Below are 25,905 nucleotides of genomic sequence, written 5' to 3'. Positions count from 1 at the left end.
GTCATGTCCCTAATAAAAAAGTACAGCTTTATTATTAATGCCCGGGCGCTGTGCGCCCGGGTCATCTCTTGCAGGTGCTATCAGGTAATGATGTGTTGCTGGTTAACGAGCTCGTCGTACGTGGTCTGAACGTTATCAAGCGTAACGAGTGCAGTATTAGTGTAGGTGGACCCTGCACCATCACGGTCGATGGAGATCACAGTGTTGCTACCGCTTTGTGTGACATGGATATAATTCCCCAACGAGGCGGTATTTCCGTCCCAGCCCACCAGCAGATCGCCGATGTCGATCTTGTCCCCCTGCGCCAGCGAGAACCCGGTCCAGTGATCGCCTCCGGCGCTGCTGGTGTTACCCGCCGTGGCATTTCCCACCGTACTGTTCAGCACCTGGTAAATCAGCGTATCGCCGTAGGCTGTACCGGTGATGGCGTCGTTATGCTCCGAGCTGATGAACTGCGGCGCCATATTGATGGTCAGCGTGGCGCTGTCCGTTCTTCCGGCAGAGTCGGTCAGGGTGTAGTTGAAGGTCTCCTTCGAGGTCATGGTTGAGAGCGATACCCCGCTGTTGAGGGTATAGGTGTAATGGCCGTCAGCGCCGATCGCCAGCGTGCCGTAGTGGCCGACAATGTTCACCGTTGCGCTGCCGGTATACGGATCCAGCGTGGTGGTCACGCCGTTGTAGCCGGTTACGCTCAGACGGGTATCCACCGAGTGGAGCTGATCCAGCACGCCGCCAGAGTCGGTGCCGTCAAAGATATTGCCGTTGACGGTGTGGCTGCCGGTGACGTCGAAATTACTCAGCGAGTAGGTGGTGCCGTTTACGCTTGGCGTGATGGTGATGGTCCCGACGCTGAGCCCCGGTACGCTACCGGTAAAGCTCAGCGTATAGGTCCCGGCGTTGAGATCCAGCCCGGTCAGCGGGACGTCGATACTGCCGCCCAGCAGCGAGGCGCCGCTGAAGGAGCCGCTGCGGATCGCGCCGTTGGCATCGCTAATCGTCCAGTTCACCGTCAGCCCGCCCAGCGCCAGGAGCGAGGCCACGTTAAAGTGCAGCGACGCGTTGTGCAGCGCGGTATTCGGGTCGACAACGAAGGTTCCGCTGCCGCTGCCCTGGGTTGATGAGAACAGGGCCGTCGTCCAGCTGGCGACGCCCACGGTGGTATCTGAGTAGACCGACGTGTGGTGCACCGAGGTGAGGTCCATCGTGGCGCTGACATCGTTGACCGCATTCATTGCCTGCGCGGTTGGAGTGATGTTGAGCGATGCCGTATCCTTCGAGCCGTCAGGCGCGGTAACGGTGTAGACGAACGTATCCGGCGTGCTGATATGGTCCGCGCCCACGCCGCTCCTCAGGGTATAGGTGTACTGACCGGACGCATTGATGGTCAGCGTGCCGTATTCCCCCTGAATGGTGGTGGTGCCGCTGCTGTTGACCGCCACGCCGTTCACTTCGGTGACCAGCGTGCCCGCCGGAACCGGATCATTCGCCAGCACGTCGCCCGTGGTCGTTTCGCTGATGCTTGCCACGCTGTAGACATGATCCTGCAGGACGCTCAGCGTGTAACCCGTCAGTACAGCGATCCCGGACGCGGTATTCAGCAGGAACAGGTACTCCCCGGCAGGCAGGTTCAGCGTCAGCTGTGGTGACGTACCCCCCAGCAGCGGCGCGCGCAGCCAGCCCGACTCGACGCGGACCTGCTCGAAGGTCTGGGTCGCGTTGTTGAACTTATAGACGTACAGATCGAACACCGACGCCAGCGCCACGCCGCCCACGGAGGCCTGGATGGTCATGGTACGGGTCGTGCCTTCCTCCACGTTGTAGATGATCGGGTTGGTCATGTCGTCCAGCAGGTTAAGCCCCAGCGTGCTGCCGAGATTAATGCCCACCACGGTAAAGCCACCCTGAGACGAGGCGCCGTTATTAATCTCACTTACGGTGGTGTCAAAGGTCAGCGAGGCCGTGTCGTCCACCGCCACAATACCGTTGAGTACCGTACCGGCACCCAGAGACAGCACCAGGTTCGCCGACGCGCTGACGCCGTTATGGGTGATGGTGTAGGTGAAGCTCTCCGTCCGGCCAATGACCGCGGCACTGGTGTCGGTCAGGTTGTAGGTGTAGCTGCCGTCGCGGTTGATGGTCAGCGTACCGTATTTGCCCTGGATCACCGTGCCGTCGGCGTTCACGCTGGTGGTCACGCCCTGCGCGTTAGTGACCGTGGAAATGGTGGTTCCTGCCGGGGCATTGTCGCTGCCGGCGGTCGGGTCCGTATCGAGGATCACGTTGCCGTTGAGGCTGGTATCGCCCGTGACCGTACCCGGACCGGTCTCTTTCACCGCCACGTCGAGGCTGGTGTAGGAGCCGGTCGCCAGCAGGTTGGTGTTATAGCTGAGTACGCGGTAGTTGCCGTCGGCCAGCCCGGTCAGGTTCAGCGAGACGCCGGTAGCGCCGAGGGTCAGGAGATCGGCAAACTGCGGCTGGCCGGTATCCACCACGGTAGTCCAGACACCGTTGACGTAGTGCTGCACCACCAGCTCAAGGGTATTGAGCAGAGAGAGCACCGCCCCTGTGGCGTTGGCATTGACCACAATATCCGCGCTGCCGCCGTTGCCCACCGTGAAGTTCACCTGCGCGGTGTCATTGCCCAGCAGCGTCAGGACGTTGCCCACGGCGCCGACCAGCAGGAAGCCGTAGTCGCTGTAATGGCTGTTGGTCACGGTTGCCGTGGTGCTGAGGTTCAGCTCTTCAACGTTATTGCTGGCGGAGAGCGGCACCACCGGCGCAAGGGCAGACCCCGGCAGGGAAGTGTTGCCCGCGGCGTCGGTAGCGGTGATCTGCAGCGTCTGGCCTTCGATCTGTTTGTTAATGAAGGTGTAGCTGTAGGTGCCGTTGCTGCCGGCAATGGCGGTCACCGTTGAACCGTCCGCAAGGCGGATTGTGACGGTACTGCCCGCCTCTGCGCTCCCGGTCAGGACGCTACCGTCGGCATTGAGGGTCCCGGTCGGCGCCGTTGGGGCGGTCGTATCGACGATAATCGTCGTCACGCCTGATGCCGCGCTGGTGTTGCCTGCCGCATCGGTGGCCGTGGCGGTGAAGTTATGCGTGCCCTGCGTCAGCGTGGTGGTTTGCGGCAGGGTCCAGTTGCCGTTGCCATCGGCGGTGACCGTGCCTACCAGCGTGATGCCGTCGTAGATCCGAACCGTGGCATTCGCTTCGGCGGTTCCGCTCAGCGTTGGACGGGTGTCGTTAGTCGGGTTGGTACCGGTCACGGGGCCGGTGACGCTGCCGACATCATCAATGACCGAACTGATGACCGGCGCGGCTGGCGGGAGGGTATCGACGTTAATCACATACCCGGCGGTGGGCGCGCTGGCGTTGCCCACCGTATCGGTGGCGGTAAAGGTCAACGTGTGCGCGCCGTTGCTCAGCGCCGGAGATGGCGTAAAGCTCCACGCGCCGCCGGTCGCCGTCACGCTGCCGATCTGGACCCCGTTATCAAAGATTTTCACCGTCGACCCCGCTTCTGCCGTACCGCTGAGGGTCGGCTGCGCGTCGTTGGTGAACCCACCGTTGGCAACCGGCGTCGCCGCGTTGCCCACGTCATCCAGAATACTGGTCAGCACCGGCAGCGCAGGCGGCGTGGTATCTACGGTGAGGCTGAAGCTGGCCGACGACACGCTGGTGTTGCCTGCCGCATCCGTGGCCTGAGCGGTGAAGCTGTGCGGGCCACTCGCCAGCGTGGTGGTGAGCAAGATACTCCAGCTCCCGCTGCTGTCCGCGGTGCCCGTTCCGACAAGGGTGGTTCCCTCATAGATCTTCACGGTAGCAAACGGTTCGCTGGTTCCAACAAGCCGCGGTACGGTGTCGTCGGTCGTCTGCCCGGACGTGAGCGGTCCGGTGAGGCTGCCCACGTCGTCGATTGCCTGGCTGATAACCGGCGCGTTCGGTGCCGTGGTATCGACAATCAGGGTAAAGTTTGGCGACGCCGGGCTGACGTTGCCCGCTGCATCGGTGACCGTGGCGGTCCAGGTGTGGCTGCCGCTGGACAGCGGCGTTGACGGCGTAAAGCTCCAGTTGCCGCTGCCGTCCGCCAGCACGGTGCCGACCGGCTGCCCGTTTTCATACACGGTGACCGTGGCGTTGGCGCTGGCGGTGCCGTTCAGTGTCGGCGTGGTGTCGTCGGTGCTCTGCCCGGAGGAGAGCGGGGTTTGAATACTGCCCACGTTGTCACCCGCGGTCGAAATGACCGGTGCCGACGGCACACCCGTATCCACCGTCAGGTTAAACGGTGCCGTTGTGGTGCCGGTGTTGCCTGCCGCATCGGTAGCGTTGAAGGTGATCGTATGGGACCCGTCGCCCAGATCGGTGCCCGGGGTGAAGGTCCAGTTGCCCTGGGCATTCACCACCGCCGTACCTATTTCGCTCCCGTCGACAATCACGTGCACTGTGGCACCGACGTCGCCCGTGCCGTTGAAGGTCGGACGCGCGTCGTTAGTGCTGTTGCCCGACGTGAGCGTCCCGGTGACCGGACCGACATCGTCAACCACGCTGGTGACTACCGGTACGCCAGGGGCTGCGGTATCCACGGTAAAGGCGAAGACCGATGAGTTAGCCGAGGCATTGCCTGCCGCATCCGTTGCATAGACGCGAAGGGCGTAGCTGCCGTCGCCCAGCGGCGTGGTCGGGGTAAAGGACCAGTTCCCGCTTCCGTCAACGGTTGCAGTACCAATCTGCGTCCCGTTGTTCATGATGTGAACAGTGCTGCCTGCCTGTCCGGTGCCGCTAATTGTAGGGGTGTTGTCGTTGGTCACCTGCCCGCTGGTGAGGTTGCCCTGGACGCCGCCTGGGACGTTGTCATTTACCGTATCCAGCGTTGGAACCGTCGGTGCCGTCAGGTCAATCACCACGCTCCAGGGTGCGGAGACCGCGCTGAGGTTGCCCTGCGGGTCGGTCGCCTGGACGGTGAAGCTGTGCGAGCCTTCGCCGAGGGCGGTATCAGGAGTAAACGTCCATGCGCCGGTACTGTCAGCTGTCACTACGGCAATCTGCGTGCCGCCGTCGAAAAGGGTCACCACGCTGTTTGCGTCCGCTGTCCCCGAAAGGGTTGGCGTGGCGTCGTTGGTGAGACCACCGCTGACCACCGTGGTGGCGGCATTGCCCACATTATCCGTGACGTTGGTGATGACCGGCGTGGCGGAAACGGAATCCACCACGACGGTGAAGCCCGCCGAAGGACCGCTCTGGTTCCCTGCCGGATCGGTCTCGCGGATGGTCAGGACGTGATTGCCCTCTGCCAGGACAGGCGTGGTGTAGCTCCAGGTGCCGGTGATACCGACCTCTGCGGTCCCCAGCAACACGCCGTTGTTGTAGATGGAGATGATATCACCCACAGCACCAGTGCCGGTGAGGGTCGGCTGGTTGTCATTGGTGATCTGGCCGCTGGTCAGCGGGCCGGTGCCCGGCCCAACGTCGTCAATCACGGCGCCGATGCTCGGCGTGCCCGGCGCGGTAAGGTCAACGGTGACGCTGGCCGCCGGAGAGCGACCGCTGGTCTGACCGTTGAGGGTGGCGGTCACCTCAAAGGTGTGCAGCCCTTCGCCAAGCGCGGCTGGCGTATAGCTCCAGTTGCCGCTGCCGTCAGCGGTGACCGTCGTCAATGGCGTCGCGCTACCGTCCAGGTAGATGGCGATCTGGCTCCCCGCCTGAGCCGTACCGGTGAGGGTCGGGGTGGTGTCGTTGGTGGTTTTGCCTTTCACATCGCCAGTGACCGGATCGGTATCGTCGACGATCGCCGTAATAACCGGAACGTCAGGAAGATTCGGCAACGTACCGATGACATTGTAGGTGGCTTCTGGGCCGGTACGTCCTGCGGCATCGGTGGCGCTCACGATCAGCGCCGCACCATCCTGCGGGGTCGGGCTGATCGCGATGGAGAAGCTGCCGTCGCTGGCGGCAACGCCAGTACCGATGACGGTGGTACCGTTTTTCACGGTGACGGTGCTTCCCGCTTCTGCGGTGCCGGTCAGCGGCGTGCCTTCTGGCGCCAGGTTCAGGTTGAGGGGAATAGCTGGGTCGACGGTATCAACCGTAACGTTAAGCGCCGCAGAACTGCCTGAGGTGTTACCGGCCGGGTCTCGGGCCGATACGGTGAAGGTATATGTTCCATCCGTCAGCGTGCTGTCGGCGGTCCAGGTCCAGGTGCCGTTCGGCTGGACCGTTACCGGTACTGCGGAGGGGGTGCCGTTTACGGAGACGATAACCGTGGATCCCGGTTCGCCAGTTCCGGTGAGCGTGGGTACACCATCGCGAGTGTAGAGAACAGCGTTGGTGAGCTGGCTGTCTGAGACGGCACTGATCTGCGGGATCCCTGGCGCAACGGTATCGAGCGTGACGGTAAAGACCGAACTCGGCGCGCTGACGTTGCCCGCTGTGTCCACGCCCGCCACGGTAATGTTCAGCGGGCCGTCCGTTTGCGCTGGAAGCGTCAGGCTCCATTCTCCGTTCACCACCGCGACACGGCCCAGCTCGACGCCGTTGTTGTAGACGATCACCGTCTCACCGTTAACGCCGGTTCCGCCGACTGTCGGCGTGGTATCCGTGATGTAGCCCCCGTTCGGTTCACCGCCCACGGCGCTGATCGCTGGCGTAGCCGGCGCCACGGTATCCACTGTGATCGCGATCGCCGGGGAAGCGTCAGAGACGTTGCCCGCTTCATCGGTGGCGGTGGCGGTATAGACGTGGCTGCCCTCCGCAATATTACTGTCAGGGCGCCAGCTCCAGTTGCCGTTGCTGTCTACCGTGACGGTACCAACGATAGTTGGCGTGCCGCCGTTGACCGTGTCAGTGATGTTGATAACGTCGTTCGGCGTACCGGTGCCGCTCAGCACCGGGCGCGGATCGTTGGTGGTGCCGCCATTGGGAACGGGACCGGTGATCTGGGTGACGCTGTCAGTAATGACCGGTGCTGCAGGCGTAGCCGGCGCCTCGGTATCAATGGTGATGGTGACCGGCTGCGACGGGGCGCTTTCGTTGCCCGTGCCGTCCACGTTGGTGACGGTCAGGGTGATGTCATAGGTGCCGCCAGCCAGGGGGGATGGCGGCGTCCAGCTCCAGTTGCCGGTATTGTCCACGACAGCGTCGCCGATTTTGACGCCGTTGTTGTAGATCGTCACGGTATCACCCGGATTGCCGGTACCGCTCAGGGTCGGCGTGGTGTCGCGGGTGATTTCGCCCGGGTTCAGCGGCGTTGCTGTGCCGTCAGGATTGACGGTAATGGCCGGGATATCCGGCGTGGCAGGCGCAACGGTATCCACCGTCAGTTCAAATGGCGTTGAGATGGTGGTATTGCCCGCGGCGTCCGTGGCGTGCACCGTCAGGGAATGCGGACCGTCGGTGAGCGGGGTCACGGGCGTGAAGCTCCAGCTGCCGCTGCCGTTGAGGATGGCGGTGCCAAGCAGAGTCGTGCCGTCATAGACGGTGATCACCGTGTCTGCAGGGGCAGTGCCCTGCAGCAGGGGGCGAGTGTCATCCGTGGTATCGCCGCTGTTGAGCGAACCCTGTACGCCGCCGACATCGTCGGTCACGGTGGCGATGGTGGCCGCCGCTGGCGCAGTGATATCGACGTTCAGGGTGAAGTCGTCTGACGGCTGGCTGGTGTTACCCGCCGCGTCGGTGGCGACGACGCTAAAGGTATGAGGACCTTCGTCAAGCGGCGTGGTAAGGGTATAGGTCCAGGTGCCGCTGCCGTCGATCAGAATCGTAGTGAGATCGCCGCCATCCAGGCGAATAGTGACAGTTGAACCCGGTTCAGCCGTGCCGTTGAGCGTTGGCGTGGTGTCGTTGGTGCTGTCGTTAGGGTTGAGCGCGCCCAGGCGCTCCGGCACATCATCCAGCACCTGGGTAATGACCGGCGCCGCAGGCGCGACGCTGTCAACCGTCAGGGTCCAGGTGTTGGAGACGGGGCTGGGGTTGCCTGCCGCATCGGTTGCGACGGCGGTCAGGGCGTGGGAGCCTTCACCGATTGAGGAGGAAGGGGTAAAGCTCCATACGCCGAGGCCATTGGCAACGGTTGTACCAATTTCAACACCGTCCACGCGCAGGCTGATCGTCGCGTTTGCTTCGGCGGTACCGCTGAGCGTCGGGGTGGCGTCGTTGGTGGTCCCGTTCAAGTCGATCGCGCCGGTCTGCCCTGGGATATCGTTTGCAACCTGTAAAATCACCGGGGCGGTTGGCGCCGTCCCGTCAACGTTAATTGTCCACGCATTTGATATCCCGCTCGGGTTACCGGCGGGATCCGTCGCCTTCGCGGTCAGCACCCAGGTGCCGTCGGTCAGCGGTGTGGGCGGCGTAAAGCTCCACTGGCCGGAGGAGGGAACAACCACCGTACCGAGGGCATCGCTGCCGTTATAAATCGTGATGGTCGAGCCTGCCTCGCCCGTGCCGTTCAGGGTCGGTGCCCGGTCGTTGGTCAGCCCATTCTGGGCCACGGGGCCGGTGGTGGCCTGCACGTCATCAATCACCGACAGGATGACCGGGGTCTGCGGCGGGGTAATGTCCGGTGCCGCCGCGGAGGTGGTTGGACTGGTGTTGCCCGCCGTGTCGGTGGCGTCAGCGGTCAGGATTTCGCCGTTGATCCTCGGCGGGCTCAGCGTCAGGCTGAAGTTCCCCTGGCTATCAACAACCACTGTGCCAAGGGTTAAATCGCCTTCACGGATGGTCACCGTGCTGCCTGCTTCTCCGATACCGCTGATGGTACCGCCATCATTTGACACCACGAGGTTTCCTGGGGCAGACGGCGGCGTGGTGTCCACGGTAAAGGTGATGGGTTCAGAGGCGGTACTCTGGTTTCCGGCGGCATCGGTTTCAGTGACGGTGATCGAATGCGTACCGTCCGGAAGCGGGCCCCCTGGGGTAACGCTCCAGGTACCGTTAGGTAGCACCGTCGTTGTGCCAATCGCCACGCCGTTATCGTAAATAGTGATGGTTCCACCGGGCTCGCCCGTTCCCGCCAGAATCGGCTGCGAGGCATCGGTAGGCACGCCCGACGTGATTGTTCCTCGGATAATGCCCGTATCGTCGAGCAGCACAATCGCGGTGGGCGCTGTCGGAGGGGTGAGATCGACGGTGAGGGTGAATACCGGTGAGGCTGGTCCGGTGTTGCCGGCGGCGTCGGTTGCCCGTACGGTAATCTGGTGAGTGCTTTCATTCAGGTCGACGGACGGGGTGAATGTCCATGTGCCATTGCTGGCGACGACCGCGGTGCCAATGGCTATTCCGCCGTCATAAATCGTCACGGTGGAGCCCGCTTCGGCGGTGCCGGAGAGCTGCGGCCGCTGATCGTTGGTGCTGCCGCCGTTGGTCACCGTCCCCGTCTGAGGGGCGATATCGTCGATTACGCTGCCAATCGTTGGTGCATCGGGTGCGGTGAGATCCGGTGCGGTGACGCTTGAACCCTGGCTGGTATTCCCGGCGCTATCCGTTGCGGTGGCAGTTACCTGCTCGCCGTTGGTCAACGGTGTTCCGAGGGAGACGCTAAAGTTGCCGTCGCTGCCCGTTTTTCCTGTACCAATGACGTTGCCGTTCGCGTCTTTCAGCGTGATGGTGCTGCCGGGTTCCGCGGAACCGGTGACGGTTTTACCGTCTGACGAGAAACGAAGGCTGGATGGCGCATTCGGCGGTGTCGTATCCGGATCGGCGGGGTCGACAGGGGTGTTGGGGTTGGTGCTGTTGTTATTACCGTCATCGCCACCACCACCTCCTCCGCCAGTACTTGCCGCGGCCGCGATGCCGCCCGCAGCCGCAATACCGCCCAGAGCCCACGGCCAGATGGCGGCGCCACCGGCATCACTTCCTGACGCTGCAAGCAGCACATCCGTGGACGCGATAGATTCGTACGTGGCGGCACCAGCCGGATCTTCAATCCACCATAACGCGCCGTTGCTGTCCTGCAGAACCAGTTGGCTCACGCCCTGCGCATCCGCGACGTAGAAATTTTTAAGGGTGATCACTTCGCCGGATTGCAGTGTCACCAGCAGGTCGTTACCGCTTCGCGCGAAGTGGGAGACGCTCGCTCGCTCGACGTGAAGCTCAACGACAGAGGAATGGTTCAGCGTAACCTGTGTACCTTCCAGGGTCGTTTCTACGCCAGTAAGTTTTGAAATAACAGAGATTTGGCTCATTTTGTTATTACTCCAGCAGAAGTGTCATGAACGGCGAGCAAGACGAGCCATCTCTGCTGAAGGTAAAGGGCGCCCCGGCGCAGTTGCTGTTATAAAGCAGCTCTCACCGTAAAATTCAGCGCGCACGATGCCCGCCATGCGTCAGAGTGGCAACATCAGAGCGAATCTAATGACTTATGAAAAAACGTTTTAATGGGTGTTTTGTATTTTATAAAACCCTGTAATTAATAGAGGAATTGGTTTCTGGAATATAAAAATGATATAGACAGAAAATGCGTGTTGTGCAAATTAAGCTTTCGTAAATAAAGGCGCAAACAATGAAGGGGGCATTAATCTATTGATGTATTTTATAATTACATTTTTCTATCTTTTTGTTTTTGCATGTTTTTTATTTATTGTGATGGCGCTGTTATTTAAGGTTTACGACCCGGTATGATAATTGGTAGGGATCATTTTAAATAACATGTTAAGCGTTATTGTTTAAGCGGACTTAACGTGTGTTTAAGTTAGGATAACGTTTTTGATGTAAGATATATTATGTCATCGAGGTAATGAAATATATTCTTGTACAGGGTTAAAACTCTGCTATCACGCGTAAGCAATAATAACGGGCAAGCAAAGAGAAAATAAGCTGATTTATTTTCTTTGGGACTGAGGCGCGGGCAGGACTTCAGGACAGTAAAAAAATTCACCGAAGAATGAATAAAAATCGTCAGCCGGACGTTTACTGACGTCACTCCCCACTTACCCTGGAGTTTTGTATGAACACGACCTCGTTTCGTTTGATCCCGGTGCTGATTTTTTCCCTGCTGTCTCCACTGGCGCTGGCCATGGGCAATAATAGTACCGAGAGCAAAACGCCTGATTGTCCTTCCGGACAGGTGTATGACAGCGCCACGCAGAAATGCGTGCCGGACAAGAGCAGCAGCCTCAGCGACCAGGACAAAACCAACTACGCGTACCATCTCGCGAAGAAAGGGGAGTACCAGGCGGCGCTGAATCTGCTTGATTCGCTGAAAAATGGCAATACGGCTGAAGCGTGGAACTATCGCGGGTTCGCCACGCGCAAATTGGGCCGCACGGACGAAGGGATTGGTTACTACCAGCGCGCGCTGGCTATCGCGCCGGATTATGCCAAAGCCCGGGAGTATCTCGGTGAAGCATGGATGGTGAAAGGACGCCCGGACCTCGCGAAAGAACAGCTGAAAGTGATTGCCGGTATCTGTGGCCAGTCCTGCGAGGAGTACCGTGACCTGCAGGCCGCCATCAATGGACACCCGGAATCCTGATCTTCTCGTGGAGGGAAAACCCATCGCAACCCGTGAGGTTCGTCAACAGCTCGCCGCACTCCTGCCGCGTCTCTGGCGCTATGGGCTGGTGCTGTCGCGAAACAGGGATATCGCCGAAGAGCTGGTTCAGTCCACCTGCGTGCGTGCGCTTGAAAGAAGCAGCCAGTATACGCCGGGCACGCGCATCGACTGGTGGCTGTTCGCGATCCTGCACTCCATCTGGATCTCTGAGCTTCGGGCACGACACGTTCGACAGGGGCAGGGATTTGTTCCCAGCGACGAGCTGCTGGCGCCGGACACCCACGAACAGAATGAGACGCGCCTGCATTACCTTCAGGTAATGCAGCGCGTTAACGCGCTGCCTGAAGCCCAGCGCAACGCGGTATTTTTGGTTTATGTCGAAGGCTTTACCTACCAGGAGGCGGCGGAGACCCTGGCGGTGCCGATCGGTACCGTGATGAGCCGGCTGGCGACGGCGAGGGCTCGGCTTGCCAGATCCGCTGACGCACTCCCTCCGGTAAAGGAGAAACGCTCTTGAACGCGCACCGTTTTACACCGCCCTATAACGACGACGCCATCGTGGCCTGGATAGATGGCGAGATGTGTCGCGCCGACGCGCAGCAGTTTGAAGAACAGTTAAAGCGTGACGAACGCCTCGCCGGACGAACCGATGAACTGATGAAAAGCAGCCAGGATTACGCCGGGGCGTTTGCCTCCCTGCTGGATGACGCGCCTCTTGAGACGATGCAGGCGCGTCTTGCGGCACTTCCCGACCCGCAGTCCGCCACGCTGACTGGCGTCAGCCGACGGGCGCTGATCGCCGCCTCGGTCAGTTTCTTGCTGGTCGGCTCCGGGCTGGGCTACCTGCTGCGGTCTGCTGTTGCACCAGAGGATGAGAATGCCCATATCCGCGACCTCGAAGCGCAATATATGTCCCTGTACAGCGTCGAGACGCTGCTGGATATGGACAGCGCAACGCCGGTTCTGCAGCGCGGGCTGGAACGGGCCGCGCAGGACATCGGCATGAGGCTAAACCTGTCGCAGCTTACCCTGCAGGGGGCAGAGCTTAAAATGGTGCGCATGCTGCGCTATGAAACGACGTCTATCGCGCAGATTGCCTGGATCAGCGCCGACTACGGCCCGATGGCCCTCTGTATTTCGCCTGTTGATGAGAAGGCGACGGCCTCGCTCCAACAGGAGCAGCGGCACAGCATGAACCTGGCGTGGTGGCTGGAGGCAGGCTACCAGTTTGTCCTGATTGGCCGCAACCCACCGTCCTATCTGCGGGAACACGCGGAGCAGCTACAGCGCCTGATCTCAGGGTGAAGGCACCTGGTTCGTCTGAATCGCAATGGCGATGGCAATACGATCGTCCACGACCAGGGCAAACTTATCCATCCCATAGGACGCGCGCGAGATCGCCGTGGTGGCGTCCAGCGTGGGGGCCTGCGCATGCGGGTCTTTCACCACGGCCTCCAGGATCACCGGCCGGGCAATGTTTCGTACGGTCAGCGTGCCGAACACCCTGAACCGTCCGGCGCCCTGGGCGACCACGCGAGAGCTGATGAACTCGATGGTCGGATAGTGCTCCGCATCAAAAAACATGTCGCTTTTTAATTGCCAGGTGAGCAGCTTGTTTGAGGCCACCAGGGTTGCCACAGGAATGGTGACGTGGATGTGGTCGTCAACGTCGTTATCCGGATTGAGCGTCACGGCACCCGTTACGCCGCTGAACGTTGCCCAGGAGAGGATGCCGCCGAAGGCATGCCACGAGAGCCGAATGGCGGTGTTATCGGTATCGATAAGGTAGCTTTTCGGGGCAGCATGCAGGGAAGGGCACAACAGCAGAACGGTCAGAAAGGCCAAAAGGCGGTACATAGTGGTTTCTCCGATAAGTGCGCACTGCGTAAACGCCTGAGGTGCTAATTATATTCGAAGAAATAAAAAAGGCCGCAAGCGCGACCTTTTCGTGAGTATAACTAATTACTCAGTGACTTTCTTTTCCAGCTCGCTGGCACCTTCTTTGGTTTTGTTCCAGCCTTTCTCAGCGCCTTCTTTGGTGGCATCCCACCCTTTCTCGGTGCCTTCTTTGGTTTTATGCCAGGCTTTCTGGGAATCTTCGCTGACCTTGCTGCCCAGGCTCTCGCTCTTGCCTTCCGCAGCATGCTTCTGTTTCAGCTTCAGCTCTTCACCTTTGTTCTGCTCTTCGTGCAGTTTTTGCTTCGCCTCATTGGCGTTTGCGTTCGCCGCCGCGACGGTATCGTCAGTTGCATGTGTGGTCGCAGCAAATACTGGGGAAGCCAGCAGAACGGCAGATAATGCGATAATTGTTTTTTTCATAATATCCTCATTTAACGTTATCGGTTATGAGCGTGATTCAGCATGGCACAGGCGAAACGGGATGGCTTTAGGAAAAAACTGTAATAAGATCAACATGCCCAGATGAGAGATATTTCGCCTGAGGATTATCCAAAGGATAAAACGCCTATTTCCGCGAGGGCGGCGAGCGTCAGGAGAATGAATATGATGACGGTTATGGGTCTGTACATGGTGGAGTTCCTTCCGGGTTAAGCGGCTATTCCGTAGCGCGGGGTGGTGTGGGTAATTTTGCACAGGAGGGAGGAAGAGGGTGTTGATATTTGTCAATGTCATGGGGTTAACAATACAACTACTGGCCCGTAGGTCGGTTTTTTTTTGCAAAGATCACGGTATACTTGCTCTGATTAGAAGGAGAGGAATGTCATGGCGATAACAGAAGAAGCGTTGCTTAGGTCGGGTTTCACAAAAGAAGAGCTGCAAAAGCTTAAACGTTATGTGGATACTCAGCATTCGACGCTGGATATTTTGCTTCCTGCGCTTTCAAATCGGTTTAAAGGGACAATCATTCTTTCCGTCGTACTTACGGTTCTGTTCATCCTGGCGGTATGCTTTGCTTCCCGAGAAAATATCATCTCATCAGGCATTGCTGTAGTGTTTATCTTTGGTATCTTCTGTTGGATGACTCCCCTCAAATTAACGTATAAAGCCTGGCGTTTTAAGCAGGATTATTATCAATAGACAGCAAGTCAAAAACAATTTTTGCGTTTATGCCATATCCGATGATTTTCATGGTGAGTTTTGGCCGACTCATAGAGTCCATTTTTCTGTAAAAATCTGAGCGCATAAAATAAAAAAGACGCCAGGAACCCGGTTTGCGAAGTAAGCCGAATACGCTGTACGCATTTGCAGCAAGGCTTACCGTTTTATACGCAGCCAGACCAGTCTCACCGCGAAATCCCATAAACTCTGCAACCGACATTGCTGTGTCAGCAACAAATCCCTGCGAATCAGGTTTGTTCAGTAATTGATTATTCACTTCTCTGGATACGGTATTAGCCGCATCAATCACCAGTGTGGCACCTAACAACACACCGATAGGCGTCATCGAGCTCGCAAGGAGTAATCCACCTGCGGCTTGTAACCCAGCAAAAACAACCTGTACAGCGGAAATGACATAGCCAACAATTTTATTGTTTTCCTTAATGAACTCAACCCTTGCATAAAGCTGCGCTGCTTTCGTTCTGAGCAGGCGATCTTGTTCAAGAAGATTTTCGTTCTCTGCCCTGAGATTTTTTATATAGGAAATCCCTTCTTCGTCGGATGTCGCTCTGCGGGCAAGAGAAAATTGCTCAGTGATAAAAGACTTAATGTCTTCCATAAACTGAATTCTGGTGAGCCCATCTTTGAGATGGTCAGCAGCTACCCTATTTGCGGTATTAATGAGTTTACGTGCTTCCAGATTAATCATGGTCGCTGACCATGCGTTTGTCTGTTGTCCTGTAAGCAGTGAAATGTCCATATATATCCTCATGAACGCGTTATGCCAGCACCGGCCAAAAGCATATAACAATGTTTACTCGTTTGCATATGTTCTTGCAGAGCAAGGGCTACGCAGAGGGCCGTGTCATAATCTCATAAGGACTGCTTTGTTACCTTTACTGGTACGACTATGTTAGTCAGATATCCGAGTAATCGACGATGGTAAGAAATTTCTCCGAGTTTACAGGGCAATATAACGCATCGGGAGAACCCTCTCAGGACATTATTGTTCCTGCAAAAAATATCTGGCCTGCCTATAAACAGCGCGATACTCTGTAATGCTTTGTCTTTTTTGTGAATAGGAAAAAGTATGCTTAGTACGTTACCCGATTTACACAGAAGTTTTGCAGAGTAACTCAAGCTTAAATTTCAGGCTGATTCGCGGATTCACTCCCTTCTCGCTGGCGGCTCGCTTGTTCATGGCGGGTTCGATAAATACTCCGATCTCGATTTTGTCGTTGTGGTAGACCCTCTCTATTATGACGAAATCATGGCTCAGCGTATTGTGTTCGCCGGAACACTGGGTCACCTGCTCCATGCTTTCACCGGGGAACATGTCGGAGAGCCTCGTCTGCTTAGCCATGCTGAAAGCCGGAGCCCGGGCCTGAAAGGTTTTGGTCTGTTCCGCCCCCCATGTTCAGACGACGTTTGCTAAAAAATGGTCGTCCGAATTTCGGTTGTGAGGTTCTTCCTGAGTGCTTAGATTCATTTTCAATCTATCGAGAGGATATGAATATGAACTTTGCAGAACGCCACTATCAGCATGAGCCTCTTCTTATCGCCAACGTCTGGGATGCCGCCAGTGCTGTCGCAGCGCAAAAAGCAGGCTACCAGGTTCTGGGAACGTCCAGTGCAGCTATAGCGTTCACACTGGGATATGACGACGGGCAGGGAGTGCCGTTTGATGAGTTATTCTATATGGTCACCCGGATCCGGGCTGCCAGCAACCTGCCATTGAGCGTTGACATGGAAGCAGGGTATGGTGATTCAGCCGAAGAGATAGCAGACAATCTGAGGCGCCTTGCTCAGACAGGCGTCGCAGGCGTTAACCTCGAAGACAGCCGAGTCATAAACGGGGTTCGTCAGCTTGACGATGCCTCTGATTTTTCCCGTAACCTGAGAACAGTATGCGATACGCTGAGAAGCGAAAATTACAGCCTGTTTCTGAACATCCGGACTGACACGTACCTGCTCGGGCATGAAGACGCGTTGCAGGAGACGATATTACGGGGTCAACGCTACAAAGCTGCAGGTGCTGACGGCCTTTTTGTTCCCTGCCTGACGTCAGAGAAAGACATCAGCCTCATTGCAGAGGCAACGGGATTGCCTTTGAATGTCATGTGTATGCCCGATCTTCCGTCATTCGACAGGCTGAAACGGGCAGGGGTAAGCCGCATTTCAATGGGCAATTTTGTTCATTCAGCGATGCAGTCAACGCTGACTGATGTCATGCATGCGATCCGATCTCGTCAGACGTTTGAAGGACTTTTTGGCGATGAAAATAACCGATAAAAATCTGTGTGATATCTGGTATCAGGCATTACTTGAACGTGCTTCAGACTACACTGGCGTGTTTTTTGTTGGCGTCAAAACCACTGGCGTATTCTGCATTTCGGTATGCCGGGCGCGAAAGCCCAAGCGCGAAAATGTCGAATTTTATAAAGATGCCAAATCTGCCCTGGCGGACGGCTTTCGTCCCTGTAAGGTCTGCAGACCTGCGGAAAATGCGCACAGCGCGCCATTATTCGTTGAGCAGGCGCTCGCGCTTGTCAGGCGCGATATCAAATCCCGTGTAGCAGACGCGGAGCTTCGTCAGCATGGCATCAGCCCGGAGCGGGTAAGGCGCTGGTTCCTGCAACATCACGGCATCACTTTTCAGGCTTTCCAGCGAATGCAGCGGGTGAACGTTGCCTTGCAGGAGCTGAAAAGCGGACGAGCGGCGACTGACGTTGCGCTGGACAATGGCTATGAATCGCTGAGCGGCTTTGGTTATACCTACAAGCGTCTTACTGGCGCAGCGCCGACTCAGGCAACCCAGGTGATAGTCATTCACCGGTTTACCACGACGCTTGGACCGATGTTTGTCTGCGCGACAGAGCGGGGAGTCTGTCTGCTGGAGTTTACCGATCGCCGGATGTTAGAAACTGAATTTCGCGATATCCAGCGTTTATTTAACGCCAGAATCGTCACCGGCGAAAACAGCCATACCCGGCAGACAGTAAAAGAGATCGGCGAGTATTTTGCCGGAACGCGCCGACAGTTTGATCTGGCTTTAGATGCTCCGGGCAGTGATTTTCAACAATCCGTCTGGCATGCGTTGCGTGCTGTTCCCTATGGACAGACCTCACACTACCAGGCCATTTCACTACGGCTTAATAAGCCAAATGCTGTGCGCGCCGTCGCTGCCGCTAACGGTGCCAACCGGATTGCGATTGTGATCCCCTGTCACAGGATAATTGGAAAAGATGGGGCGATGACAGGTTATGGAGGGGGGATTTCACGCAAAGAATGGCTTATTGAGCATGAGAAAAACAATGTTTAATGGCGTGAAGTTGCTGTGTCGCCGGGAAAATTTACGGACTTCGCGGGACATGTTGAGGGTACAAAAAAGCCCGCAGGGCTTGCGCCGTGCGGGCTTTCAGGACTTCATCAGTCGACTCTGGTGATCGCCGATGGAGAATTTTGGTGGAGCTGGCGGGAGTTGAACCCGCGTCCGAAATTTCTACATCCTCGGTACTACATGCTTAGTTTGTCTTTACATTCGCACGCCAGCTGCGGACAGACACGCCACTAACGAACTAGCCTGATTAGTTTTAACGCTTCAACCCCAGGCAGGGCTTCCACGCGATCTCTTTTGGGTTTGACCTCTCTTTGATCCCCGTCTTAAGAGCGGAAGCTAGGGAGAGAGGGCTCAGAGCAGGTTATTAAGCTGCTAAAGCGTAGTTTTCGTCGTTTGCGACTATTTTTTTGCGGCTTTTAACGAGGCAAACCGCCCCTCGGCATGCACCTTGGGTTTCGCAAATCCCGTCGAATCCAGAATCAGCCCCAATAGTGTTGAACTGAGTATACCAGATTTCACTTCCTGGATACCAGCCCGGAACGCTAACTTATTGAATAGTACAATAAGTGTGCAGAATCAACGTCCTGCGTTTTTCATAATGCGCGCTTTGTCCAGTTGCCACTCGCGTTCTTTCAGGTCAGTACGTTTGTCGTGCTGTTTTTTACCCTTCGCGACGCCAACTTTTACTTTGCACCAGGCGTTTTTCCAGTACAGCGACAGGGCGACCACGGTGAAACCTTCACGGTTGATGCGTCCGTAGAGGGATTCCAGTTCACGCTTGTTTAGCAGCAGTTTACGCGTGCGCGTTGGGTCACACACGTAGTGTGAAGAGGCGACGGTCAGCGGCGTAAAGTTTGCGCCGAACAGGAAGGCTTCGCCATCTTTCAGGATCACGTAGCTATCGCCGATGTTGGCTTTCCCGGCGCGCAGCGATTTTACTTCCCAGCCCTGCAACGCAAGGCCAGCTTCGAATTCTTCTTCAATGAAATACTCGTGGCGAGCACGCTTGTTGAGCGCAATGGTCGCCGAGCCTGGTTTATGTGCTTTTTTCTTCGTCATAAGTGTCGTAAAGCCGTCGGTAATCTGATTTCAAAAAGTCACCTCATTGCGTCCTGTGAGGTCTAACGCGCTATCTTAGCACGAGATGAGGCTTAGCGTTTTTTTAACAGGTGATAAATGTTATTATTTGTCCGTTGTGTGACCATGGGAAATGCTATGCCTCAGATTAGCCGTACTGCGCTTGTGCCTTACAGCGCGGAACAAATGTATCAGTTAGTGAACGATGTTCAGTCTTATCCAGAGTTTATTCCGGGATGCACCGGGAGCCGCGTTTTGGAGTCCGGCCCGACGCAGATGACCGCGGCGGTGGATGTCTCTAAAGCGGGGATCAGCAAGACGTTCACCACCCGTAATACGCTGACGAGCAATCAGAGTATTTTGATGCATCTGGTGGATGGTCCCTTTAAGACCCTGATGGGGGGCTGGAAGTTTACGCCGCTGAGCGCTGACGCCTGCCGCATTGAGTTCCATCTGGACTTCGAGTTCACCAATAAGCTGATTGAGCTGGCGTTTGGCCGCATCTTTAAAGAGCTGGCATCGAATATGGTTCAGGCGTTCACCACCCGCGCCAAAGAGGTTTACAGTGTCGCATAAGATTGCTGTAGAAGTGGTGTACGCGCTGCCGGAGAAGCAGTATCTGCAGCGCGTGACGCTGGAAGAGGGGGCGACCGTTGAGGCGGCCATCCGTGCTTCCGGCATCCTCGAGCTTCGCAGCGATATCGACCTGGCGAAGAACAAGGTCGGGATTTACAGCCGTCCGGTGAAGCTCGGCGATGTGCTGAAAGAGGGCGACCGAGTGGAGATTTATCGTCCGCTGATTGCCGACCCGAAAGAGCTGCGTCGTCAGCGCGCGGAGAAGGCCAGTAAGTAGCGCTTTCTTCCCCTCACCCTGACCCTCTCCCCAAAGGGGCGAGGGGATCAACACAAAACAAAAAAGGTGCTCAATGAGCACCTTTTTGCTTTTCTGACACCGGATTATTTGGTCAGGGCAGGCTTGTTGTCGATGTTGGTCAACACACCGGCGCTGCTGAAGGTCAGCGTCAGGGTCTGCTGGGTCGCATCTTCATGGCCCGGCTTCTGACGGAATACATAGAACCAGGTGTTAGTGCCGAACGGATCGGACATCATCGGGGTTCCCAGTGCATAAGCGACCTGCTGTTGTGTCATCCCCACGCGGATTTTGGACACATCGTTAGGGGTAAGGTAGTTCCCCTGGTTGATGTCAGGACGGTAAACCACTTTCTCCAGAGTGGAACAGCCTGCGGTCAACATCAGAAGAACCGCTGTGGCAGCGGTCAGCATTTTACAACGCATAGTGATTTGATTCCTTTTCGGGCCCGAGCAGAACGCGGCTCATATGTAATATGCCGATGATAATAGACCTTGCCCCACTTTGAAACCGGTCTGGCGGCGTTTTTGTTGTTCTGTATGACCCTGAGATCCCGAAAAAGTTTATGCCGCCAGCAGTTCTTTCGCGTTCGCGAGCGTGTTACGCGTGACTTCGCTGCCGCCGAGCAGGCGTGCCAGCTCCTGCAGACGCGCACGTTTATCCAGCGACTTCATGTGCGTTTCGGTCATTTCACCGTCGGTTTCTTTGCTGACGATAAAGTGATGATGGCCACAGCCCGCGACCTGCGGCAGGTGGGTGACACACATCACCTGCGTGGATTCGCCGAGCTGGCGCAGCAGTTTACCCACCACCGCCGCCGTCGGGCCGCTGATGCCGACATCCACTTCATCGAAAATCAGCGCCGGGGTGTCCATTTTACGCGCGGTGATCACCTGAATCGCCAGTGCAATACGTGACAGTTCACCGCCGGAGGCCACTTTGGAAATCGCCTGCAGCGGCTGCCCCGGGTTGGTGGTGACGCGGAATTCGATGCGATCCGCACCTTCCGCCGTCAGGTGATTCTCTTCAAAGCGAACGTCAATGGTGAAGACGCCATGCGGCATCGCCAGCGTGTGCATGCTGTCGGTAATGTGCTGGCTTAACTCCTGAGCATAGTGCTGACGAATTTCATGCAGCTTTTGCGCTGTCGCCAGCGCCTGTTCATGGTGCAGGCTCACCGCCAGAGAGAGGGTTTCCAGCGAGTCAGCCTGATCGTCAAGCTGCTGCTGCTCGTCCAGCAGAGACTGATAGTAGCCCGGCAGCTCTTCCGGCGTGACGTGGTGCTTGCGCGCCAGCGAGATCTGACGGGAGATACGCTGTTCCAGTTCAAACAGACGGTTCGGGTCCAGATCCAGACGCTCACAGTAGTGGCGCAGTTCGTCACCGGCTTCAGAGATCTGAATGGCCGCCTCTTCCAGCATGTCCAGGACGCCAGACAGTTTGCTGTCCATGCCGACCAGTTCGGTAAGCAGCTGACGGACGTTATACAGCTGGCTCTGCAGGTTCACGTCTTCGCCATCCGCCAGCAGGTTGAGCGCATTCTGACTGGTTGAGAGCAGATGCCCGCTGTTCGCCAGGCGCTTGTACTCTTCGTCGATTTGCTCAAACTCACCCGCCTGCGGGTTAAATTCGTTCAGCTCTTTGAGCTGGTATTCCAGCAGCTCCGCACGGGCGGCGCGCTCCTGGCTTTGCTGCTGGTGCTGAGCGAGCTCGCGGCAGCTCTGATGCCACTGGCGATAGTGCTCCGCCATAAGCTGAGTAAGCGCGTACTCACCCGCATAGCCATCCAGCAGCGCTTTCTGCTGTTCGGGTTTAACGAGTTGCTGATGCGCGTGCTGACCGTGGATCTGAATAAGCAGCTGACCGAGTTCACGGAGCTGGGAGAGCGGGACCGCCGTACCGTTGATAAAGCCGCGTGAGCGACCATCGCTGCTGATCACACGGCGAAGTAAACACTCACGTCCATCTTCAAGCTGGTTCTGCTCCAGCCAGCGCTGAGCAGCAGGGGTGTCTTTCAGGGAGAAGCGGGCGCACAGGTCGGCACGGTTTGCGCCCATGCGCACCATGTCGCCCTCGGCGCGGCCGCCAAGGCACAAGCCGAGGGCATCAATGGCAATGGATTTACCCGCACCGGTTTCCCCGGTGATCGCCGTCATGCCGCTGTGGAAATCGATCTCAAGCTCACGAACAATGGCAAAGTTGCTGATGGTCAGTTGTGCCAGCATAATTGTTTTCCTGTATGAAAAACCATAACTGTGTTTTCATACAGTATAAACTGGTTTTTTATACAGTAAAGTACTGGATGCTAAATCAGAACAATTTTTTTGACCAGCCAAGCTTCGAACTTAATGTATTGAAATAGCTGTAATCTTTCGGGTGAATCAAATTCAGGTGGTAATCACACCGGCGAATAAGCACATCTTCACCTTCCTGGATCGGCAGCGCTATCTGGCTGTCGCAGCTGATCTCCAGGTCGTTACGGCGGTGCGAGAAGCGCAGACGGATCGTGCTGTCGCCGTTGATGACCAGCGGGCGGGCGGAGAGCGTGTGCGGGAACATCGGCACCAGGGTTATGGCGTCCAGAGAGGGGGTCAGGATCGGGCCGCCGGCAGACAGCGAGTAGGCGGTTGAGCCGGTCGGGGTGGAGATAATCAGCCCGTCAGAACGCTGGGAGAAGGCAAAGATTTCGTCGATATAGACTTCGAACTCAATCATGTGCGCCACTTTACCGGGGTGAAGGACCACCTCGTTAATCGCGGTGCTGATGCGTTTCTGACAGTCCTGCTGGCAGACCTGCGCTTCCAGTAAAAAGCGTTTTTCACTGATATAGTGGCCTTCCAGCACGTCGGCCAGCTGCTGCTGCGCATTGTCCGGGTCGAGGTCGGTTAAAAAACCGAGATTGCCACGGTTGATGCCGATGACCTTGATGTCATAACGCGCCAGCGTGCGGGCCGCGCCGAGCATGTTGCCGTCGCCGCCCACCACCACGGCGAGATCGGCCTGTTGACCAATTTCCGCCAGCGTGCCGGTTTTGACGCTCTTCAGCTGCAGCTCCTGGGCAATCTGCTGCTCGACCATCACTTCATAGCCTTTGCTACACAACCAGCGATACAACATTTCATGTGTCGTTAGTGCGGTAGGGTGACGCGGATGCCCGACGATCCCAATACACCTGAAATGATTATTCATTTTCTGGAGGTCCTTGTGCCTGATGAATGATGACAATCTGTCTTGTTCCCTTGAATCCCGGAAACTGATCCCCATAATAAGCGAAGTTAGCGAGATGAATGCAGAAAAACGCGGAGAAATTCATGAGTAGTAAAGAACAGAAAACGCCTGAGGGGCAAGCCCCTGAAGAAATTATCACGGAACAGCACGATGAAGTTGAGGCTGTAGAGCCAGACGCATCTGCTGAGCAGGTGGACCCGCGCGATGAAAAAATTGCGAATCTGGAAGCCCAGCTGGTAGAAGCACAGAATCGCGAACGCGACAGTGTTCTGCGCATCAAGGCGGAAATGGAAAACCTGCGTCGCCGTACCGAGCAGGACGTTGAGAAGGCGCATAAATTTGCGCTGGAGAAATTCGTCAACGAACTGCTGCCGGTGATCGATAGCCTCGATCGTGCGCTGGAAGTGGCTGACAAAGCGAATCCGGACAACGCCGCGATGATCGAAGGTATCGAACTGACGCTGAAATCCATGCTCGACGTGGTGCGTAAGTTTGGCGTGGAAGTGATTGCCGATACCGACGTTCCGCTGGATCCAAACGTTCACCAGGCGATTGCGATGGTTGAATCAGAAGAGATTGAAGCCGGTAAAGTGCTGGGCGTAATGCAGAAAGGTTACACCCTGAACGGCCGTACCATTCGCGCGGCGATGGTGACCGTGGCGAAAGCGAAAGCGTAATTCGCTATCCGTAGTGCCGGGTAGCGGCGTTCGCCTTACCCGGCCTACAACCTTACTCCGCGATACTTTCGCGCAGGGGTTTAACGGGCAGGACTTTCACCTGCTTGATCATATTGTCCTGCACGTCCAGGATATCAATATCGTACTGCTCAATGCGCACCCGCGTGCCCGCCGCCGGGATCTCTTCCAGCGCTTCAAGAATCATCCCGTTAATGGTGCGAGCCTCATCTTCCGGCAAATGCCAGTTAAAGGCTTTGTTGAGCTCACGAATGTTTGCGCTTCCGTCAATCAGCACCGAGCCGTCGTTTTGCGGGGTGACCTCTTCCGCGAGGGAAGGAGACATTGAGGTGGTAAAGTCCCCGACAATCTCTTCCAGAATATCTTCGACCGTCACCAGCCCCTGGATATCGCCGTACTCGTTGACCACCAGGCCGACCTTCTTCTTGTTGCGCTGGAATTTCACCAGCTGCGTGCTGAGCGGCGTTCCTTCCGGCACGTAGTAAATTTCGTCGGCGGCGCGCAGCATCACCTCTTTGGTGAACTCTTTTTTCTCGGTCATCAGACGGTAGGCTTCGCGCACGCGGAGCATGCTGATAGCGTCATCCAGCGAGTCGCGGTACAGCACAATGCGCCCGTGCGGAGAGTGCGTCAGCTGGCGAACGATGGCTTTCCAGTCGTCATTAATGTCGATACCGACGATTTCGTTACGCGGCACCATGATGTCGTTCACGCTCACCTTTTCCAGATCCAGCACCGACAGGAGCATGTCCTGATTGCGCCGGGAGATCTGCGAGCGGGATTCGTTCACGATGGTGCGCAGCTCCTCTTTGCTGAGTGCGCTGCTGATAGTGACGTCGGCTTTGATTCCCACCATCCGCATCAGGACGCGCGTCACCATGTTCAGCAGCCAGACCAGCGGCATCATCAGGATCTGCAGCGGTGCCAGCAGGAAGCTGCTTGGGTAGGCGACCTTCTCCGGATAAAGTGCGGCGATGGTTTTCGGCAGCACTTCGGCAAAAACCAGCACCACGAACGTCAGCACGCCGGTGGCAATCGCCACCCCGGCGTTACCGTACAGGCGCATCCCGACGATGGTGCCGAGGGCAGAGGCCAGAATGTTGACGAGGTTGTTGCCGATGAGCACCAGGCTAATCAGGCGATCCGGCTTGCGGAGCAGTTTTTCAACGCGACGGGCGGCGCGGTTACCCTGTTTGGCACGATGCCGTAACCGGTAGCGGTTTAAGGTCATCATGCCGGTTTCCGAGCCGGAGAAATAGGCGGAGATGACCACCATGACGATCAGCGTAACGATCAGCGTGGTGGTAGAGATGTGTTCCAGGGGGAACTCCTTTGTTTCTTAGCCAGCAAATTGCTGTATGAAGCGGCTGCCAAAATAGGCAAGGGTGAGAATGCCCGCACCCGCGACGTTGAACCAGACCACGCGACGACCGCGCCAGCCTTCATGATAATGGCCCCATAACAGGACAATATAGACAAACCACGCGATGATGGAGAGCACTGCTTTATCGATATTCTCCACGCTGAACAGGTTCTTCATGTAAAACAGGCCCGTGCAGAGCGTGAGCGTCAGCAGCACCACCCCCACCTGGGTGATGTGGAACATCTTACGCTCAATGACCATCAGCGGCGGCATTTCGTGGTTAAAGGCCAGCTTTTTGTTTTTCAGCTGGTAGTCAATCCAGGCGAGCTGCATGGCGTAAAGCGCGGCGATAATCAGCGTCGCGTAGGCAAAGAGCGACAGGCCGATGTGCACCAGCATCCCCGGCGTCGCCTCCAGATGCGTAATGAACTCATTAGGCATAAAGGTGGCGAGGGCCAGATTGATCAGCGCGAAGGTGTAGACAATCGGCAGCAGCAGCCAGCCGCGATTTTTAGACGCGACGATGGTCATTACCGTACAGATCATCAGGCTGACCAGCGAGCCGACGTTGAGGACGCTCAGGTTTTGCACGCTGCCGTCGCCGGGGATGATGCGTGATTCAAGCGCAAAGGCGTGGCTAATCAGTGCGATGACCGCAGAAAGAATAGCCATGCGCCGCCAGCCGCTGTTTTTTTGCAGCAGTCCGGGAACGATCAGCGCGAGGCTGACAGAGTAGGCAACAAGGGCGATCAGTGCGAAAACAGGCATATAGGCATCGACAGTTGTCTT

General features: G+C 57.0%; 19 protein-coding genes, 1 other RNA gene and 1 pseudogene. 10 read left to right on the top strand and 11 right to left on the bottom strand.

The window, feature by feature from the left end; all coding sequences use genetic code 11:
- Positions 1–80: 80 nt before the first annotated feature.
- The gene (locus tag BMW97_RS09805) at positions 81–10,175 is read right to left on the bottom strand and encodes a BapA/Bap/LapF family large adhesin (protein ID WP_090392703.1); all 10,095 of its coding nucleotides are present in this window, start codon (positions 10,173–10,175) and stop codon (positions 81–83) included.
- Positions 10,176–10,936: 761 nt separating this feature from the next.
- On the opposite strand from BMW97_RS09805, the gene BMW97_RS09800 reads away from it, so the two are divergent.
- From BMW97_RS09800 to BMW97_RS09790, 3 genes are read left to right on the top strand one after another with little or no spacing between them, the layout of a single operon-like run.
- Positions 10,937–11,464, top strand: coding sequence for a tetratricopeptide repeat protein (locus tag BMW97_RS09800; RefSeq protein WP_023294382.1), 528 nt, complete (start codon positions 10,937–10,939; stop codon positions 11,462–11,464).
- Positions 11,445–12,002: a sigma-70 family RNA polymerase sigma factor gene (locus BMW97_RS09795; protein ID WP_045909272.1), complete on the top strand. Its 558-nt coding sequence runs from the start codon at positions 11,445–11,447 to the stop codon at positions 12,000–12,002. Before BMW97_RS09800 ends, BMW97_RS09795 begins: the two co-directional genes overlap by 20 nt.
- On the top strand, positions 11,999–12,790 hold the full coding sequence (locus tag BMW97_RS09790; protein ID WP_045909271.1) for an anti-sigma factor family protein: 792 nt from the start codon (positions 11,999–12,001) through the stop codon (positions 12,788–12,790). Before BMW97_RS09795 ends, BMW97_RS09790 begins: the two co-directional genes overlap by 4 nt.
- Here BMW97_RS09790 and BMW97_RS09785 read toward each other — a convergent pair.
- Positions 12,782–13,342, bottom strand: coding sequence for a YceI family protein (locus tag BMW97_RS09785; protein ID WP_045909270.1), 561 nt, complete (start codon positions 13,340–13,342; stop codon positions 12,782–12,784). The genes BMW97_RS09790 and BMW97_RS09785 overlap by 9 nt on opposite strands.
- A 105-nt stretch (positions 13,343–13,447) precedes the next feature.
- Positions 13,448–13,804, bottom strand: coding sequence for a hypothetical protein (locus BMW97_RS09780; protein WP_023333137.1), 357 nt, complete (start codon positions 13,802–13,804; stop codon positions 13,448–13,450).
- 402 nt (positions 13,805–14,206) lie between these two features.
- Here BMW97_RS09780 and BMW97_RS09775 point away from each other — a divergent pair, with 402 nt between their 5' ends.
- Entirely contained in the window at positions 14,207–14,521 is a 315-nt protein-coding gene (locus BMW97_RS09775; protein ID WP_045909269.1) for a hypothetical protein, read from the top strand.
- Here BMW97_RS09775 and BMW97_RS09770 read toward each other — a convergent pair.
- Positions 14,499–15,302: a DUF4225 domain-containing protein gene (locus BMW97_RS09770; RefSeq protein WP_045909268.1), complete on the bottom strand. Its 804-nt coding sequence runs from the start codon at positions 15,300–15,302 to the stop codon at positions 14,499–14,501. The genes BMW97_RS09775 and BMW97_RS09770 overlap by 23 nt on opposite strands.
- A 330-nt stretch (positions 15,303–15,632) precedes the next feature.
- Between BMW97_RS09770 and BMW97_RS09765 the strand changes: the two are divergent.
- The 3 genes and pseudogenes from BMW97_RS09765 to BMW97_RS09755 form a co-directional block, all read left to right on the top strand.
- A pseudogene (locus tag BMW97_RS09765) lies at positions 15,633–15,899 on the top strand (nucleotidyltransferase domain-containing protein); the annotation flags it as partial.
- A 158-nt stretch (positions 15,900–16,057) separates the two neighbouring features.
- On the top strand, positions 16,058–16,834 hold the full coding sequence (locus BMW97_RS09760; RefSeq protein WP_045909267.1) for an isocitrate lyase/PEP mutase family protein: 777 nt from the start codon (positions 16,058–16,060) through the stop codon (positions 16,832–16,834).
- Entirely contained in the window at positions 16,818–17,864 is a 1,047-nt protein-coding gene (locus BMW97_RS09755) for a bifunctional transcriptional activator/DNA repair enzyme AdaA (RefSeq protein ID WP_045909266.1), read from the top strand. The genes BMW97_RS09760 and BMW97_RS09755 overlap by 17 nt, the downstream gene beginning before the upstream one ends.
- A 141-nt stretch (positions 17,865–18,005) precedes the next feature.
- Here the strand turns inward: BMW97_RS09755 and ssrA are convergent.
- Together ssrA and smpB are read right to left on the bottom strand one after the other, a co-directional pair.
- Positions 18,006–18,369, bottom strand: a transfer-messenger RNA (tmRNA) gene (gene ssrA, locus BMW97_RS09750).
- Positions 18,370–18,458: 89 nt separating this feature from the next.
- Positions 18,459–18,941: an SsrA-binding protein SmpB gene (gene smpB / locus BMW97_RS09745; RefSeq protein ID WP_008502505.1), complete on the bottom strand. Its 483-nt coding sequence runs from the start codon at positions 18,939–18,941 to the stop codon at positions 18,459–18,461.
- Between the two features lie 156 nt (positions 18,942–19,097).
- Here smpB and BMW97_RS09740 point away from each other — a divergent pair, with 156 nt between their 5' ends.
- Complete coding sequence (locus BMW97_RS09740; RefSeq protein WP_014832955.1) at positions 19,098–19,535, top strand: type II toxin-antitoxin system RatA family toxin; 438 nt, start codon at positions 19,098–19,100, stop codon at positions 19,533–19,535.
- Positions 19,525–19,812, top strand: a complete 288-nt coding sequence (locus tag BMW97_RS09735) for an RnfH family protein (protein ID WP_008502503.1) — start codon at positions 19,525–19,527, stop codon at positions 19,810–19,812. The genes BMW97_RS09740 and BMW97_RS09735 overlap by 11 nt, the downstream gene beginning before the upstream one ends.
- A 104-nt stretch (positions 19,813–19,916) precedes the next feature.
- On the opposite strand, the gene bamE is transcribed toward BMW97_RS09735, so the two are convergent.
- The 3 genes from bamE to nadK form a co-directional block, all read right to left on the bottom strand.
- A complete protein-coding gene (bamE, locus tag BMW97_RS09730) occupies positions 19,917–20,255 on the bottom strand; it encodes an outer membrane protein assembly factor BamE (RefSeq protein ID WP_045909265.1) in 339 nt (112 codons plus the stop codon).
- Between the two features lie 138 nt (positions 20,256–20,393).
- Positions 20,394–22,055 carry a DNA repair protein RecN gene (gene recN / locus BMW97_RS09720; protein WP_045909264.1) on the bottom strand — a complete coding sequence of 554 codons (1,662 nt, stop codon included), beginning with the start codon at positions 22,053–22,055 and terminating at the stop codon, positions 20,394–20,396.
- 85 nt (positions 22,056–22,140) lie between these two features.
- Positions 22,141–23,019, bottom strand: a complete 879-nt coding sequence (nadK, locus tag BMW97_RS09715) for an NAD(+) kinase (protein ID WP_008502500.1) — start codon at positions 23,017–23,019, stop codon at positions 22,141–22,143.
- Between the two features lie 122 nt (positions 23,020–23,141).
- Here nadK and grpE point away from each other — a divergent pair, with 122 nt between their 5' ends.
- Positions 23,142–23,735, top strand: a complete 594-nt coding sequence (gene grpE, locus BMW97_RS09710; protein WP_008502499.1) for a nucleotide exchange factor GrpE — start codon at positions 23,142–23,144, stop codon at positions 23,733–23,735.
- A gap of 52 nt (positions 23,736–23,787) precedes the next feature.
- Here the strand turns inward: grpE and BMW97_RS09705 are convergent, their stop codons facing one another.
- Positions 23,788–25,074, bottom strand: coding sequence for an HlyC/CorC family transporter (locus BMW97_RS09705; RefSeq protein WP_045909263.1), 1,287 nt, complete (start codon positions 25,072–25,074; stop codon positions 23,788–23,790).
- An 18-nt stretch (positions 25,075–25,092) separates the two neighbouring features.
- A complete protein-coding gene (locus tag BMW97_RS09700) occupies positions 25,093–25,884 on the bottom strand; it encodes a cytochrome C assembly family protein (RefSeq protein ID WP_014884879.1) in 792 nt (263 codons plus the stop codon).
- Between the last annotated feature and the right edge of the window lie 21 nt (positions 25,885–25,905).

This window comes from Enterobacter sp. NFIX58, assembly GCF_900110475.1.
GTDB classification, from domain to species: domain Bacteria; phylum Pseudomonadota; class Gammaproteobacteria; order Enterobacterales; family Enterobacteriaceae; genus Enterobacter; species Enterobacter quasiroggenkampii.
Note: the sequence above shows the minus strand (reverse complement) of the source record. Positions and strands in the feature narration are given on the sequence as shown.

What these genes read in the sequence shown, in the direction of transcription:
- grpE (WP_008502499.1), top strand. Translation starts at nt 23,142, where the DNA reads ATGAGTAGTAAAGAACAGAAAACGCCTGAGGGGCAAGCCCCTGAAGAA.
- BMW97_RS09785 (WP_045909270.1), bottom strand. Translation starts at nt 13,342, where the DNA reads ATGTACCGCCTTTTGGCCTTTCTGACCGTTCTGCTGTTGTGCCCTTCC.
- BMW97_RS09755 (WP_045909266.1), top strand. Translation starts at nt 16,818, where the DNA reads ATGAAAATAACCGATAAAAATCTGTGTGATATCTGGTATCAGGCATTA.
- nadK (WP_008502500.1), bottom strand. Translation starts at nt 23,019, where the DNA reads ATGAATAATCATTTCAGGTGTATTGGGATCGTCGGGCATCCGCGTCAC.
- BMW97_RS09740 (WP_014832955.1), top strand. Translation starts at nt 19,098, where the DNA reads ATGCCTCAGATTAGCCGTACTGCGCTTGTGCCTTACAGCGCGGAACAA.
- bamE (WP_045909265.1), bottom strand. Translation starts at nt 20,255, where the DNA reads ATGCGTTGTAAAATGCTGACCGCTGCCACAGCGGTTCTTCTGATGTTG.
- BMW97_RS09770 (WP_045909268.1), bottom strand. Translation starts at nt 15,302, where the DNA reads ATGGACATTTCACTGCTTACAGGACAACAGACAAACGCATGGTCAGCG.
- BMW97_RS09800 (WP_023294382.1), top strand. Translation starts at nt 10,937, where the DNA reads ATGAACACGACCTCGTTTCGTTTGATCCCGGTGCTGATTTTTTCCCTG.
- BMW97_RS09795 (WP_045909272.1), top strand. Translation starts at nt 11,445, where the DNA reads ATGGACACCCGGAATCCTGATCTTCTCGTGGAGGGAAAACCCATCGCA.
- BMW97_RS09780 (WP_023333137.1), bottom strand. Translation starts at nt 13,804, where the DNA reads ATGAAAAAAACAATTATCGCATTATCTGCCGTTCTGCTGGCTTCCCCA.
- BMW97_RS09775 (WP_045909269.1), top strand. Translation starts at nt 14,207, where the DNA reads ATGGCGATAACAGAAGAAGCGTTGCTTAGGTCGGGTTTCACAAAAGAA.
- BMW97_RS09760 (WP_045909267.1), top strand. Translation starts at nt 16,058, where the DNA reads ATGAACTTTGCAGAACGCCACTATCAGCATGAGCCTCTTCTTATCGCC.
- BMW97_RS09700 (WP_014884879.1), bottom strand. Translation starts at nt 25,884, where the DNA reads ATGCCTGTTTTCGCACTGATCGCCCTTGTTGCCTACTCTGTCAGCCTC.
- BMW97_RS09805 (WP_090392703.1), bottom strand. Translation starts at nt 10,175, where the DNA reads ATGAGCCAAATCTCTGTTATTTCAAAACTTACTGGCGTAGAAACGACC.
- smpB (WP_008502505.1), bottom strand. Translation starts at nt 18,941, where the DNA reads ATGACGAAGAAAAAAGCACATAAACCAGGCTCGGCGACCATTGCGCTC.
- recN (WP_045909264.1), bottom strand. Translation starts at nt 22,055, where the DNA reads ATGCTGGCACAACTGACCATCAGCAACTTTGCCATTGTTCGTGAGCTT.